Source organism: Pseudarthrobacter sp. WHRI 8279 (assembly GCF_040224115.2).
In the GTDB taxonomy this organism is placed as follows: Bacteria; Actinomycetota; Actinomycetes; order Actinomycetales; family Micrococcaceae; genus Arthrobacter.
Map to the genome: position 1 here is coordinate 1,070,152 of NZ_CP168162.1, position 14,498 is coordinate 1,084,649.

Here is a 14,498-nt window from a genome sequence, read left to right on the forward strand (position 1 = left end):
GGGTCCCTTAGGCCTTGGCGGGCTGGGCGGCACTGCGCCGGACACGGCGCACCAGGATGTCCGGGAAGGCGCGGTGGAGGGCCACGGCGATGACGGCTGCCAGGATGTTCTTCACCATGTCACCCGGGTAGAACACGAGGTCGCTCAGGAAAGCCTGCCCCAGGGTGGCCTTGGTGTTCAGCGCGATCCCCAGTATGCCGAGGGAGTGCACCACCACGGCACTGGTGACGGCGGCGGAGACGAAGAACCAGAGCGCCCTGGCCTTGGTGGTCTGCCGGATCACGATGGTGGCCAGCCAGCCGACAATGAAGGCAGCGATGGGGAACGCAATAATGTAGCCGGCTGAGGGGCCTGCAAGAATGCCCAGGCCACTGCGGCCCTGGCTGAAGATGGGCAGCCCGGCAAGTCCCAGGAGGGTGTAGAGCCCTACGGCTGCGAAGGCCCGTCCCGGGCCCAGCACCAGGCCGGTCAGCATCACGGCCAGGGTCTGGAAAGTGATGGGGACGCCGAATCCGTTCACGGCCAGGCCGGGGACAAGGGCGGCGCCGGCCACGAGGGCGGCGAAGACCGCGATCAGGCCAAGGTCGGTGGCGTTCCAGCGGCGGCGGCCGGCGCTGGGGGGATTCTTGACGGCGGTGTCGGTGTTGCTCATGGGAGTCCTGTCGGTGTTGTACAAGCGGAATCTAATGTACTGCCGACGTTACTGGGGTGGAACCGCGGGTATTTTGTAGGGGGTCTACTAAGCGGGTTGCCGGATGCTTCATGCAGGGCACAAAGCCGTGCGTTGTCGTGCCGGCGTGGGGTGGTGCAGTGGTGGAGCCGGCTATTCGATGACGAAGCGCTGCATCATGTCGTTGTCTTCGTGTTCCAGGATGTGGCAGTGCCAGACATATTCGCCCTTGAAGGATGAGCCGATGGCCAATGGTGCTCCACCTGCTGCGCCTGCCCCGAACGGGACACGGATCCGGGTCACTTCGCCGGGCATCGCCACCACGGTGTCCTTCCAGCCACGCTCGTTGGCGGGTGCCGCTGCAGGGCGGCCAATCAGGAACGGCGTGACGGGAACGGTGCCGCCCTGGCCAGGGGTCACCAGCCCGGTGGCAGGGTCGACGTATCCGGTGGCGGCAAGGTAGTCCCCAACGTCGAAGCGCTGGCGGTTGAGGGTTTGGAACTGGGTGAAATGAAGGTGGATCGGATGCGCGTCCACGGTTGTATTGATCAGCTCCCACTCCTCAAGCGTGTCGCCTTCCACCTCGGTGATGTCGGCGGTGTGGAACGGTCGGTTGTTCAGCAGCGCCATGATGGGAATGCCCGCCGTATTGAGAACCTCCACCATGGTCATCTGGCGGGTCGCCGCGGTGGACAGGCCCGCGAGCCTGGTCATGGGCTGCGCTCGCAACTGCGCCGGCAACGGCTTCGTGTAGCCCGCCTGGCTTTGCACCGTGAACTGCATGATGTCGCGGAGGGGGACCCCGCCCTGTTTCGCCGACACGGGACCGTCCGGATACGGGGTGGGGGCGTTGTTGCCCAAAACCACTTTGGAGCCGGCAGGCAGGGCGGCAAAGTCCACCACAAGGTCCGCCCGCTCGCCCGGGCCCAGGACCAGCTTGTTGAGTTTGGCCGGGGTGTCCAGGAGGCCCCCGTCCGTGCCGATCTGGGCGAACGGCAGCGCGTTTCCGTCCGCCAGGAACTTGAGGTTGTAGAACCTGGCGTTGGAGCCGTTGAAGACCCGGAACCGGTACTTTCCCCGGTCCACGTCCAGGTTGGGCCAGGATTTCCCGTTGACCGTCGCAACATCCCCGAAGAACTCCGGTGCCCAGGGCCGAGGGGTGCCGTCGCTGTCCGTCAGCTCCGGATTGGGCGGGTAGGCGAAGGATCCGCCGGGGTTGAACATCCGGTCCTGGATGACCAGCGGCACCTCGTAAGGGGGCGGGGGAAGGTGCGTTCCGTCTCCGGTGTCGATGCCGGTCCCGGACGGGCCCGGGGTGTCCCGGATGAGGTAGCCGCCGGCCAGCCCGGCGTAGACATTGAGACGGGTGATGCCCAGCGCATGGTCGTGGTACCAGAGTCCGGCGGCATCCTGGTTGTTGTCGTAGTGGTAGGTATAGGAGCTGCCGGGGGAAAAGACCTGTTCAGGGCCGCCGTCGGACCCTGCCCTGGTGTTGCCGCCATGCAGGTGGGTAGAGGTGCGCGGGGCTGTGGCGTCGTCGCTGCCGGGCGGCACCAGTTCACGGTCGACGGCGAAAGCCAGCGGGTGCGCTCCGAGCTGATTGTGCACGGTGAGGGCGAAAGGGGTGCCCCGTTGGGCGATGATGACGGGCCCCAGGTAGGTCTGCGATGCGCCCGCGGCCCGGTAGGTGAACGTATTCGTCGGGCCAAGCTGGCTGTGGAAGCTGTGCTCGGCGTTGCGCATCCACAGTTCGGTCGCGCCGCCGGCCCGCATATCGAGGACTCCCAAATCGGCCAGCGTGGCCAGTTGCTCGGAGAACATGGTCAGGGGACCGGCCTTGCGGGCAACTGTGCGGGTGGCCAGGGCGGCGTCCGGACGGACCAGGACGCCGGCGCCGGCTACAGCACCGGCCTGCAACAGCTGGCGTCGGGTTAGCTGCATCGCAGGCTCTTTTCGCTCGAAGGTGGGTCCCCTAATCGACCGTACGAGCCCGGCCGGATCTGGAACAGGGCCGTTGGGCCCGCCATCCCCGGCACCTCAAGATTCGCTGAAGAAACCGGAAGGATGGAAACGTTCCCTTCCTTCCGCCATCACTGCTTCCTATGGTGATCTAACAAGCTCGTCTGATCTAACAAGCTCGTCAGGGGGAATTCTGTGGTAGCCGCCGTTGCGCCTGGTGGGATCAGGAAATGTAACGCCATTCACCAGCAGTCAGGTCCCGCACCCGTTCTGTTTGGCCCTGGCCCGGGACCAAACGCGCCCTGCCTCGCTGAAGGCCGTGCGGACTTCGACGTCCACCGAGTGAGTGGGGCCCGCTGATGGGGAATTCCCTGCCCGCACTCCTGGCCGACGGTCCCGCCGGGAAGACACGCCGAATTGCCTGGATTGTCCTTGGCGTGATGGTGGCAGTCTCGCTGGTCGCCTTCGCGGTGTTTACCGCCACCAGGCCGGCGCCTGCGGCCCTTCAATCACCGGCGAAGAATGTCATTTACCTGCTGGGTGACGGCATGGGCCGCTCCCACGTCACGGCTGCCAGGGAGCGCTTTTTCGGTGCCGGGGGCAGGCTGGTGATGGAAACCCTCCCCTCCCACGGTTCTGTCAGTACCTATTCCGTGGAGAAGAACTCCGGCCAGCCTGGTGAGGCCGACTTCAAGCCTGAAATGGTCACCGCGTCTCCTGCCGCAGCCACGGCCTTCGCCACCGGCGTGAAGACATACAACAATGCCATCGGGGTGGATGCCAAGGGCACTGTGGTGCCCACCATCATGGAGCTGGCCAAACAGGCCGGCTACCGGACAGGCAACGTTTCCACTGCAGAAATTACGGACGCGACCCCTGCCGGGCAGATGAGCCACGTCCTTGCGCGAGGGTGCCAGGGACCTGACTATTCCGCCGACGCGTGCCAGGATACCGATGTCACCGGCGACAAGTTGTCCACCAGCGATGTCCGGGTAACCCCCATCGCTGACCAGATCGCCCGCAACGGCACTGCCGACATTATCTTCGGCGGGGGCATGGCCCGCTTCGACGCCGAGGATGAAACGGCGCTGAAGGAGCAGGGTTACTCGATCCTGGGCTCGGTCTCGAGCCAGATCGCCGCCACACGGGCAGACCTGAACGGGGCCTCCGGTGAAAAGGTCTTCGGCCTGTTCAATACAGGAAACCTCACCCTCGAAAAGTCCAAGAAGGACAACCCTGAAGCACCGGAGGCGGACGAGCCCTCCTTGCAGGAGATGACAAAGAAGGCCATCGAACTGCTAAACCAGGAGCAAGCAAACGGCAAAGGTTTCTACCTGCAGGTGGAAGGCGCCTTGATCGACAAGCGCTCCCACGACAACGACGCTGCCCAAACGCTGGATGAAGTCAAGGCCTTTGACGACGCCGTCGCCGCGGCCCTTGATTTCGCGAAAAAGGACGGCAATACCCTGGTAATTGCCACCGCAGACCACGAAACGGGCGGGTTCAACATCATCGAAAAGGGCTCCTTCACCAACGCCGAAGCAGCAGTGCCCCCAGCCAATGTGGATTCCAGGAACAGCGCGAACAACTCCACTCCGGCGCGGAGCGGCGGAATCTTCAAAGACGAGGAGCGCTCCACAGGCATCATCAACGGCGAGGGCGCCACCGATCCAAAGAACTTCGGCCCTGCCACCTTCCGAACCCCCAACGATCCCGCCGACGTCGAGGACGGCTCCAAGGACGCGAGTCTGTGGCTGTCCTATGCCTCCGGAAACCACACCGGGGCCGACGTGCCCGTCTATGCCCACGGGCCGGGTGCGGAACAATTGCAGGGCAGCGTGGACAACACCGATTTCTTCGACATCGTGGGCCAGGCTTTGCGTGTTTTGCGCTGAGAACAGCCATAGACACAGCCGGCTGGCCGGCGCTGTCCGGGCGGTGGACCAGCCCGCTGCCGCGGCACACCCAAGGGGGACACGATGAACCGCAAGTCCCGGGTCCTCCTGCTCGGGATCCTCGTCGCCGCGTCGCTGCTACTGCTGACCGCCGTCGTGCTCATCGGACCCGTTTCCACTCCGGGCCCCGCGGCCGTTGCCCCATCTGCTGCCGCCGCCAAAACAACCTTTCCCGGCCTTGCCAGAGCCGAGGGGGAACCGGACCTGCCAGGACTGCGGACAACCCGCCCGTCCCCGGGCCAAATTCTCCAGATTCAGGGTGCTTTTGATGACAGGCTTGAGTTCGAAGGCCTGGCTTTCGATGGACAGGCCGCCACCGGATCCGTCAAGGTCACCAGTGATGTCAGCGACCTGCTCGAACTTCAGGTGCTGGCCGGGTTCTACGATGAACGCGGCAACCTCCTTGGCACTGCCCGTTTCGTTCACCATCTCGGCGGTGAAGGCCATGGCCACTCCGGACCGTCCGACAACGGTGAAGAGTTCAACATCCCCGTACCGGCAGAGTTCCAGCCCCAGGCTGTGTCCGCGGCAGTAGGGGTGCCAGTCCTCGTCAACGAATAACGCGGCATAGCGCACCCGCACCCGCCTGGGTGCAGGGGCCAGGCGTGCTGCAGGTTGCCGCTGGCGGTTTCCCTGCCCGCTGCCGCCGGATAAACTCGCTGGTGAAATCTCGGTGAGGACATCCCCGGCAATGCAACCACTTCTGGGACCACTAAGCCGCCGCACACTCCTCAAAGGCGCCGGCGCCGCCGTCGTGGGTTCTGCTTTGTTCACGGACGAACACACCCCGGCCGGCGGGGGCAGCACTACCCGGTACCTAAGCGTCTTTGGTTCCGACTCGGGGGCGGGCACCGAGGCAGCCCCGTGGCATAGTCTCTCCCGCGTCAGTGCCGCGCTCCGCGAAGGGGAGCTGCGCCGCGGCGACACCGTCCTGCTCAAGCGCGGCGACACATTTTTCGGCACTCTCCACGAGCCTTCCCTCCAAGGCACGGCCGGTGTTCTCACGGTGGGCGCCTACGGCACCGGTCCGCGGCCGAAAGTCAGCGGCTACAAGGTCAGCAAAGCAGCCTGGATCCAGCACGCTGAAGGGATATGGAAGCTGGACATCACCGCCCGTTCCGGCCAGTACAGGGGCAACACCGCCGCGCCGTCCACCAACGTTGGCTTCCTGAAGGTGGCAGGCCTCATCCGCGGATGGAAGCGGAACAGCCTGGAGGCACTGCAGAACCAGTGGGACTTCTATAGCGACGGGACCTTTGTGTACGTTAGATCGTCCTTTGCCCCGGGCGACGGCGTCGCTATCGCAGTCCAGCAGGACGGCATCCGGCCGGCCTCCCACAGCATCCTGGACGGCATCCACATCGAGGGCCATGGAGCCCACGGTATTGCGACGGGCGGCTCCGAACATCCGCATCAGGAACTGCCGCCTGGAGGAGCTTGGCGGATCCCAGCTCGCCTCCGACGGAACGCGTTACGGCAACGGCGTCGAGGTCTGGATCGGCGCGTCCAACATCATTATCGAAAACAGCACCATCCGCGAATGCTATGACGTCGCCTTCACCATGCAGGGGACGGCAACCAAGGAGGTCAAGGCATGGACTGACATCCACTTCCGGAACAACCGCGTAGAGAACTGCAACCAGACCTTCGAGATGTGGTCTGCCGGCGAACCGACCCCGGGTTCGGGACACATCCGCTGTAATTTCAGCCACAACATCTGCAGCAACGCGGGCTACTCGTGGGCTGCCACCCTCCGGCCGGACACGGAAGGCAAGGGCACCCACATCCTGATGTATGACACGGACCTGCCCATGGATGTGGAGGTCACCCGGAACCGGTTCATCGGCGCCCGGGACAGCTACATCAACATCAGCGGCGGCAAGAAGGCACCCAAAGGGCTGAACCTGCACCACAACACCATCAAGCTCGGCCCGGGCACAAAGACCGCCTACGGCAGTGCGGAGACAATCGAGCGGGCCGCATACTGGCAGGCACGCACCGGCAATGAACGCGGTTCCACTTTCGGTGTGCTCACCACCGGCCGCTGCGAAGCGCAGGCATGAACATCCGGGGCGGTACCCGGGTCCAAATGCTCAGGTTTTGATCAAGAGCATTGATTCGCCGGCTGGCGAGGCCTACGGTCGGGGGCATGACTCCAAGATCGAGCAGGGAAGGCGCCCGTGCGGCGGGACCCGACAAGTGAAAGACCCGATGCGGCAGCGGACCTTCCCCAGCGCGGGCGGACTCTGTGTCGGAGGCCTGATCCTCGCCATATCGCTGATTGCCCAGGCCAGTGACCCTGCGTCTGCGACAGCCAGGGACCTCCTGATCACCATCAGCGCCGTCTTCACCGGAGCCAATGCTGTTGGGCTCCTGGAACTGCGACGGCGGCAGCAAGTTCCGGACCTGCTGAACAAAAAGCCCACCTAGGATTTTCTGCACACTGCAGTACTCCCTTAGGGAGCCGCCGGAGCATCCTCCGGCCACCCGCCGTCACGGACCTAGCTTGACGTTCTCGCCGCTGAGCCTGGCACGAAAACCGTCTTCCTGGACCGTGACCTCCTGGAGCACGAGCCCCTCGGGCAGGCCCTCGATGTCGTGTTCAATGGTCACGAGCCCGTTCACCACGGCCCCGACTGCGTCGGAGACAAAGCCCGGCCCGCCAAAGTCGATCGAACGCGGCTCGACAACCAGCCTGCCGGCGTCGGCCTCAACCGTGCCAGTAGCGGTGACGGCCAGTTGGCGGCCCAAGGCCTCGACGGTGCGGACCACCATGACTTGGCCGCCACCGGCGGCGCGGACCTCGGTCCCGTCACCGAGTTCGCTGGCGACGACCTCGAACGGGACGGTGGCGTCCACCGTGAGCCGCTCGGCGGCCATCCCGTCCGGTCCCGTAACCACGTCCTGCCCTATGGCCCTGACGTCATGGAGCACCGAGCCTGCTGCCGCCAGCGTCCCGGCGTCGAGGGCGACATCACCGAGCCACACCTCGTCCGCGCCCAGGCCTGCGGGAGGCTTAGGGTCTGGCTGGCGCTCACCCGGCGTCGGGGTTGGCGCAGGCGCAGCCTCAACCCCGCTGGCCGGATCGCTCACTATCCACCACGCGATTGCAGCCGCGACCCCAAGAGCGAGGACCATCCCAACAGCACCGATCAGCCAGTCCTTCGCACGAGTCCACTCCATTAGGACAGTCTGATGGCTCACCCCCTGAGCTGGGAAACGCCATAACCGCCCACGCTTGCACCCGCTCTGCCTCAGGCGTCCAAGAATTGTCTGAGGGCCTTCATCCAGGAGCCGAACGAATCCAGATGGCTGTCATGGGAAGCTCCCGCCAGATCCACGCGCTGGACGTTACGGCCGCGCCCACAGAATTCGGTTTTGTCCTCCGCAAGGAACATCCCGTGTTCTCCATAAACAACGAGCGTCGGAGCGGCAATGCTCTCCCACTCGTCCCAGCGCGGCGCGGCCACTGCCTTGATGGCGGCCACCATCACGTCAGCCTCAAACCGCGGCCACAGGCCATCCGCTCTTTCCTCCAGGTCAGCCACCCACGCCTGGGCCAGGGGGCCGTCCCCAAGGAACTCTTTGGCTGCCGCGCGGCTTGCAAAGGGCAAGGGCCAGGACCGGAAGTATTCATCGAGATGTTCTTGGTCCTCCCCGCTTCCGCCGCCGGCGCCGGACTCAAGGAGCACCAGCCGGGACACCAGGTCAGGGCGCGCGGCCGCTACCAGCATCGCCGTATGCCCGCCCAAGGATTGTCCAATGAGCGTCACGGGTGCGCTGGCCACTGATTGGATAACACGTACGACGTCGGCAACGAAGGCTTCGCGGGAAAGGTCGCCTGGCCGGGTGGTACTTCTGCCGTGCCCGCGCAGATCCACCACGATGCTCCGGAACTCCGGCAACGCACGTGCCGTCGCGAAGAACTCACGCGCACTGCCGGCCAATCCATGCAGGATGACAACAGGCGCTCCGTCGGCCGGCCCCGAGTCGAAGCCGTGGATGTGGACTCCGGGCCCCGTCCCGACGACAAAAGTCCGGGCAGGGAAGTCCATCGCAGTCATGCCCCCAACGCTAACTGAACAGGCGGCAGGAGACGGAGCGTTCTGCGTGGACGGCCCTGGACGGTAGACTTGGATGGGCCGTTCTCCGGCCACTCTGCCCCGGCTCCCTCCCAACATCGTGTGAGGGCTGCGGCGTTCCCTGTTGTGAAAGGCCTTACCTGCTGTGATTACTGTCCAGGATCTTGAACTGCGTGCCGGCGCCCGGCTCCTGATGGACCAGGTGAGCTTCCGCATCGACAAGGGAGACAAGATCGGCCTGGTAGGCCGTAACGGCGCCGGGAAGACCACCCTCACCAGGGTCCTTGCCGGCGAAGGACTCCCCGCCGCGGGGAAAGTGACCCGCACGGGCGAGATCGGCTACCTGCCGCAGGATCCCCGGACGCCGGACATGGAGCAGCTCGCACGGGACCGCATCCTGTCCGTCCGTGGCCTGGACATCGCCGTCGGCAAACTGCGCGTGGCCCATGAAGAAATGGCCAGCGAGGACGCCGCGGTCCAGCGCAAGGCAATGAACCGCTATGACCGGCTTGAGTCCGAGTTCCTGGCAGCCGGCGGCTACGCGGCCGAGGCCGAGGCGGCGGCCATCTGCTCCAACCTCGCCCTCCCGGACCGCCTGCTGAACCAGCCGCTCAAGACCCTTTCCGGTGGCCAGCGGCGCCGTGTGGAGCTGGCACGCATTCTCTACTCGGACGCCGAGACGATGCTCCTTGACGAGCCCACCAACCACCTCGACGCCGACTCCATCGCATGGCTGCGTGACTTCCTCAAGAACCACCAGGGCGGCCTGATCGTGATCAGCCACGACACCGAACTGCTCGAAGCCACCGTGAACAAGGTGTTCCTGCTGGACGCCAACCGCGCGCAGATCGACTTCTACAACATGGACTGGAAGCGCTACCTCACCCAGCGCGAAACGGATGAGCGCGCCCGTAAGCGGGAACGCGCCAACGCCGAGAAGAAGGCCCAGGTCCTCTTTGACCAAGCCAACAAGATGCGCGCCAAGGCCACCAAAGCGGTTGCAGCCCAGAACATGGCCAAGCGCGCCGAGCGCCTGCTGAGCGGCCTGGAAGCCGTGCGCGAAAACGACCGCGTGGCAGCCCTGCGCTTCCCGGACCCCTCGCCGTGCGGCCGGACGCCGCTCACCGCGGAGGGCCTCAGCAAGTCCTACGGTTCGCTGGAGATCTTCACCGATGTGGACCTGGCCATCGACCGCGGCTCCAAGGTGGTCATCCTGGGCCTCAACGGTGCCGGCAAAACCACCCTCCTGCGGATGCTCGCTGGTGTGGACCAGCCTGACACCGGCGACGTCATTGCCGGCCACGGCCTGAAGGTGGGCTACTACGCCCAGGAGCATGAAACCCTGGACGTGGACCGGACGGTCCTGGAAAACATGCGCTCCGCCGCCCCGGACATGAAGGACGCCGAGGTCCGCGGCATCCTGGGTTCGTTCCTGTTCTCAGGCGACGACGTGGACAAGCCCGCGGGCGTCCTCTCCGGCGGCGAGAAAACCCGTTTGGCCCTTGCCACCATTGTGGCCTCCAGCGCCAACGTCCTCCTCCTCGACGAGCCCACCAACAACCTGGACCCTGCCAGCCGCGCAGAGATCCTGGGCGCCCTCCGGAACTACAGCGGCGCCGTCGTCCTGGTCAGCCACGATGAGGGGGCAGTCGAAGCCCTCAACCCCGAGCGCGTTGTCCTCCTGCCGGACGGCGTCGAGGACCACTGGAACGAAGACTACCTGGACCTCATCACGCTGGCTTAAGCCTTCCCTCCCTCCGTGCGCCTGGTCGCTTTCGCTCCGCAGCGCGCGTGATTTCCCGCGTGCTCGCTCGTTCCTCGCTTAGACGCACGCTACATAAATCACCCGCACTACCTCGCGTGTGGGTTCGTTGCCGGTCAGGGTGGTTCAGGTGTTAGCGGACCGGCATCTCTTCGGCGCCGGTGATCCTGAGCACGTTTTGGTAGGTGACGCTGAACATTGAGTTGTGGTCGCCTGCTCCCGCCCAGAGGAGATCGTGCTTCTGGAGCGACTCGTCCAGGAGCGTCCTGATCTTTTCGGGATGGCCTACCGGGGCTACTCCGCCTACATGCTGACCCGTGTGCTTCAGGACGAAGTCGGGGGAGGCGGGGCAGATCCTCCCTGTTCTAACCCTCCGCGACCGAACGCCAGGTAACTGTGGGCGCCAGGCCCGCCGCAGTCCGTTGCACGTTGGCCCGGGCAGCACCAGCGCAGCAGCGTGGGTGATTTATGTAGCGCGCCCTCGGCGTGGGCCCACGCTGTCAGGGTTCCCTGACCGAGCTTGCGAGGTTAGGGAGACGGTGGGGCGAACGAGCCAGCACGCGGGAAATCACGCACAGTGCGGAGCGAACGCCCCCATGTACGCAGACGCGAATCGACGGCGCCAAACGGGAGACGTTCAGTACCCCTGCGCATCCAGAAGGGCGTCTTCCTCTTCCTCGGACGTCGCCTTCTTCCGTTTCCTGGGGGGTGACGGACGACGGCGTGGCCCGCCGGCTGCGGGGCGCGGCGCACCCTCCGGTGTCCCGTCGTCGTCCTCCGCGTCAATGGCGGCATTGCGCGCCTGCTGCCGTGCGGCGTAACCGAAGCCGACGAACATCAGGACGCCGAACGCGAACCACTGCAGCGAGTAGGAGAGGTGCGTCCCCTCTTCGGTGGAAGGCTTCGGGAACGGGAACGGCATGTCCGCCGCCGGCGGAGTCTCCGACGCCAACTGGCCGTACGCCCCGGTCAGCAGCGGGTACCCGAGCTGCCCGGCGTACGCGGCGAGGTCGATGGACGCCAGCTGGCCTTCAGGGGCACCACGCTGGAGTTCGGGCTCGGGATGCTTCAAACGCACGACGGCGGTCACGTCACCCGCGGGCGGTTCCGGCACCGAGTCGGGCGCGCCCGGATTATCGTTGCCGATCGGCAGCCATCCCCTGTCGATGACCACGGTCTCACCTGAAGCGAGGCGGAACGGGACAACCACTTCATAGCCAGGCTGGCCATTGAGCGGACGGTTCCGGACCACGCGCTGGCCATCGGTGAGGTAGGTGCCCCGCAGCTCCACCTGGGTCCACTCCATAGCGGGGTCCAGTTGGTTGAACTGCTCCCGGGCATCCGAGAACGGTATGGGAGTTGCCGAGTAGTTGGTCACCACGCGGTTGATCTCAGCCAGGGTTTCAGCGCGCCGGTCCATCTGCCAGCGTCCCAGGAACACGCACGCAGAGGCGAAGATGGCAGCCAGCAGCAGATAACCCAGCCACTTGCTGGAGAAAAGGAAGCGGTACATTCAGCTGTCCCGCCCAGGGTCACCGGACGCCCGCGAGTCCTCGAGGGGAAGGGTTTCCTTCCAAAGGCCCCGGGTCTGCAGGTAGTCCTCCAGCCAACCCCGGTGCTCGGCGCAGGCAAGCCAGGTCTTGCGGCGTTCCGGGGAGTGGATCTTCGGGTTGTTCCACAAAAGCTGCCAGGAAGCCTGCGCGCGGCACGCCTTGCGGGAACAGATGGCACCGGCGTCCGCCGCTGCGGGATCGGTTCCGGCGGCGAAGTCAAAGATGCTCACGAGGCCTTCCTTTCCTGCCCGGACGGAGATTCGTCGTCGTCAATAATCAGCTCGCCCTGCAAAAGTTCACTGCCGGGATCCTCCCCGGCTGTCGGCGCCGGCGGACTTTCCAGCTCAGCCAGCGGGGCCGAGTCCAGCAGCAGGTCGCTGTGGCCCTCCGCTTTGTCATTCCCGTTCGCGATGATCACTGCAATCCAGGGCAGGAACACCGCGCCGGCCACTGGAATGATCTTGAACCAGCCGTCCACCACGAAAATCAGGACCAGGCACACCATGCGGATTCCCATGGCCAACGCGTACTTGATCATGCGCTGGCGCATGTCTTCCGAATGGGCTCCAGCGGCATCCGTGATGCTGTGGACTTCCGAATCGCCGGAGAACCGTCCGGGTTCTCCAGGCGCGGATTGTCCCGCATGGTTTTCAAGGGTCACAGTGGTTTATCACGCTCCAAAGGCTTGCATCAATTCTCTCACCATCAGCAGTGGCGCCCAAACCCGGACCGGGGCGGGCGCTAAGATCGAAGTCAGCCAAATCACCCCCAGCTACAGCGGCCCCCGCGCGCCGCAGATTCCGGAGCCCCTACATGACTGAAGCAGCCACCGCACCCCGCAGCGTCCTGATCACCGGCGGCAACCGCGGCATCGGCCTGGCCATCGCCGAGGCGTTCCTGGCCAACGGCGACAAGGTTGCCGTGACGTACCGCAGCGAGACGAAGCTGCCGGAGGGGATCCTTGGCGTCAAAGCCGACGTCACGGACGAGGCTTCCGTAGACGCGGCGTTCAAGGAAGTGGAAGCTGCCCACGGTCCGGTGGAAGTCCTTGTGGCCAACGCCGGAATCACCAAGGACATGCTGCTGCTGCGCATGAGCGAAGAGGACTTCACGTCCGTCATCGACACCAACCTCACCGGCGCTTTCCGCGTGATCAAGCGCGCTTCCAAGGGAATGATCCGGCTCCGCAAGGGCCGCGTTGTCCTGATTTCCTCCGTGTCGGGCCTTTACGGGGCCCCGGGTCAGATTAACTACTCGGCGTCGAAAGCCGGCCTGGTGGGCATCGCCCGCTCCCTGACCCGTGAACTCGGTTCCCGCGGGATTACCGCCAACGTCGTGGCGCCCGGGTTTATCAACACGGACATGACCGCCGAGCTCCCCGAAGCCACGCAGAAGGACTACCTCTCCAGCATTCCGGCAGGCCGTTTTGCCGAGGCCAGAGAGGTTGCCAACGTTGTCCGCTGGATCTCCAGCGACGAGGCAGCCTACATCTCCGGAGCTGTTATCCCCGTTGACGGCGGCCTGGGCATGGGTCACTGACCAGCCCGCAAAACTAGCAGCAAGGCGCTTCTTTGTGTAGGTCACACAAGGGAATTGGCTTTTGCCGCTGGCATGATGGACTGCAGGCCATCAGCAATTTAGACGTTTCAGACAAAAGGAGCCCGCATGGGACTGCTGGATAACAAGACTGCCATCGTGACCGGATCCTCACGGGGAATCGGCGCGGAGGTCGCCAAGAACCTTGCCCGCGAGGGCGCCGCCGTCGTGGTGAACTACCGCCAGAAGGCGCCGCGCGCCAACAAGGTTGTCCAGGGCATCGAGGCCGACGGCGGCCGGGCCGTGGCCGTGGGCGCGGACCTCACCACCCAGGAAGGCGTGCAGGCTCTCGCGTCCGCAGCCATGGAAAACTTCGGTTCCCTGGACATTCTGGTGCTGAACGCATCAGGTGGAATGGAAACCGGCATGGGCGAGGACTACGCGCTGAAGTTGAACCGCGACGCCCAGGTCAACATGCTCAACGCGGCCGTGCCCCTGATGAAGGAAGGCTCGCGGGTGGTCTTCGTGACCAGCCACCAGGCCCACTTCATCAATACCGTGCCCACCATGGAGGCCTATGAGCCGGTGGCCCGCAGCAAGCGCGCCGGCGAGGACGCCTTGCGCGAACTCATCCCCAACCTTGAGGAGAAGGGCATCTCCCTGGTTGTTGTCTCCGGCGACATGATCGAGGGAACCGTTACGGCCACGCTGCTTGACCGCTCCACGCCGGGCGCCATCGAGGCCCGCCGCGCTGAAGCCGGCAAGCTGTACTCGGTGGAGGAGTTTGCCGGGGTTGTGGCCGGCATGGTTACAGCCGACGTCGAATCCGGCCACACTGAATACGCCGGCGGAGCGGACTACTTCGGTAAGGGCACGAACTAGGCCAAACGGGTAGCCCCACGCTGCCCCACGCGAGATGGCAGTTGGCGGCAATGTTCCTTTCGGACACTGCCGCCAACTGCCATCTCGCGGTTAAAACGA

The 14,498-nt window shown here is 65.0% G+C and carries 14 protein-coding genes and 1 pseudogene; 7 read left to right on the forward strand and 8 right to left on the reverse strand.

Annotated elements, in window-relative coordinates:
- Window positions 1–7: 7 nt before the first annotated feature.
- Together ABRP28_RS04745 and ABRP28_RS04750 are read right to left on the reverse strand one after the other, a co-directional pair.
- The gene (locus tag ABRP28_RS04745) at window positions 8–652 is read right to left on the reverse strand and encodes a biotin transporter BioY (RefSeq protein ID WP_350003386.1); all 645 of its coding nucleotides are present in this window, start codon (window positions 650–652) and stop codon (window positions 8–10) included.
- A 171-nt stretch (window positions 653–823) separates the two neighbouring features.
- Window positions 824–2,611 (reverse strand): multicopper oxidase, encoded by a 1,788-nt coding sequence (locus ABRP28_RS04750; protein ID WP_350003384.1) that lies wholly within the window; start codon window positions 2,609–2,611, stop codon window positions 824–826.
- A 377-nt stretch (window positions 2,612–2,988) separates the two neighbouring features.
- On the opposite strand from ABRP28_RS04750, the gene ABRP28_RS04755 reads away from it, so the two are divergent.
- The 4 genes from ABRP28_RS04755 to ABRP28_RS04770 all read left to right on the forward strand — a co-directional run bounded on the left by ABRP28_RS04755 (window position 2,989) and on the right by ABRP28_RS04770 (window position 7,014).
- Entirely contained in the window at window positions 2,989–4,524 is a 1,536-nt protein-coding gene (locus tag ABRP28_RS04755) for an alkaline phosphatase (RefSeq protein WP_350003383.1), read from the forward strand.
- A gap of 84 nt (window positions 4,525–4,608) precedes the next feature.
- Window positions 4,609–5,145, forward strand: a complete 537-nt coding sequence (locus tag ABRP28_RS04760) for a hypothetical protein (protein ID WP_350003381.1) — start codon at window positions 4,609–4,611, stop codon at window positions 5,143–5,145.
- Window positions 5,146–5,954: 809 nt separating this feature from the next.
- The gene (locus ABRP28_RS04765) at window positions 5,955–6,647 is read left to right on the forward strand and encodes a hypothetical protein (RefSeq protein WP_350003379.1); all 693 of its coding nucleotides are present in this window, start codon (window positions 5,955–5,957) and stop codon (window positions 6,645–6,647) included.
- A gap of 148 nt (window positions 6,648–6,795) precedes the next feature.
- A complete protein-coding gene (locus ABRP28_RS04770; protein ID WP_374152931.1) occupies window positions 6,796–7,014 on the forward strand; it encodes a hypothetical protein in 219 nt (72 codons plus the stop codon).
- 63 nt (window positions 7,015–7,077) lie between these two features.
- On the opposite strand, the gene ABRP28_RS04775 is transcribed toward ABRP28_RS04770, so the two are convergent.
- Window positions 7,078–7,767 carry an LmeA family phospholipid-binding protein gene (locus ABRP28_RS04775; protein ID WP_350003376.1) on the reverse strand — a complete coding sequence of 230 codons (690 nt, stop codon included), beginning with the start codon at window positions 7,765–7,767 and terminating at the stop codon, window positions 7,078–7,080.
- A gap of 71 nt (window positions 7,768–7,838) precedes the next feature.
- Window positions 7,839–8,648: an alpha/beta hydrolase gene (locus tag ABRP28_RS04780; RefSeq protein WP_350003374.1), complete on the reverse strand. Its 810-nt coding sequence runs from the start codon at window positions 8,646–8,648 to the stop codon at window positions 7,839–7,841.
- A 163-nt stretch (window positions 8,649–8,811) separates the two neighbouring features.
- On the opposite strand from ABRP28_RS04780, the gene ABRP28_RS04785 reads away from it, so the two are divergent.
- Window positions 8,812–10,410, forward strand: a complete 1,599-nt coding sequence (locus tag ABRP28_RS04785; RefSeq protein ID WP_066275709.1) for an ABC-F family ATP-binding cassette domain-containing protein — start codon at window positions 8,812–8,814, stop codon at window positions 10,408–10,410.
- A gap of 151 nt (window positions 10,411–10,561) precedes the next feature.
- Here ABRP28_RS04785 and ABRP28_RS04790 read toward each other — a convergent pair.
- The 4 genes and pseudogenes from ABRP28_RS04790 to ABRP28_RS04805 all read right to left on the reverse strand — a co-directional run.
- Window positions 10,562–10,789, reverse strand: a pseudogene (locus tag ABRP28_RS04790) (YbaK/EbsC family protein); the annotation flags it as partial.
- A gap of 276 nt (window positions 10,790–11,065) precedes the next feature.
- On the reverse strand, window positions 11,066–11,941 hold the full coding sequence (locus tag ABRP28_RS04795; RefSeq protein ID WP_350003372.1) for an SURF1 family protein: 876 nt from the start codon (window positions 11,939–11,941) through the stop codon (window positions 11,066–11,068).
- Window positions 11,942–12,211, reverse strand: coding sequence for a hypothetical protein (locus ABRP28_RS04800; protein ID WP_350003370.1), 270 nt, complete (start codon window positions 12,209–12,211; stop codon window positions 11,942–11,944).
- Entirely contained in the window at window positions 12,208–12,642 is a 435-nt protein-coding gene (locus ABRP28_RS04805) for a DUF3099 domain-containing protein (RefSeq protein ID WP_350003368.1), read from the reverse strand. The genes ABRP28_RS04800 and ABRP28_RS04805 overlap by 4 nt, the downstream gene beginning before the upstream one ends.
- Window positions 12,643–12,794: 152 nt before the next feature.
- On the opposite strand from ABRP28_RS04805, the gene ABRP28_RS04810 reads away from it, so the two are divergent.
- The gene (locus ABRP28_RS04810; protein ID WP_350003367.1) at window positions 12,795–13,520 is read left to right on the forward strand and encodes a beta-ketoacyl-ACP reductase; all 726 of its coding nucleotides are present in this window, start codon (window positions 12,795–12,797) and stop codon (window positions 13,518–13,520) included.
- 126 nt (window positions 13,521–13,646) lie between these two features.
- Window positions 13,647–14,399, forward strand: a complete 753-nt coding sequence (locus tag ABRP28_RS04815; RefSeq protein ID WP_350003365.1) for an SDR family oxidoreductase — start codon at window positions 13,647–13,649, stop codon at window positions 14,397–14,399.
- The last annotated feature ends 99 nt before the right edge of the window (window positions 14,400–14,498 follow it).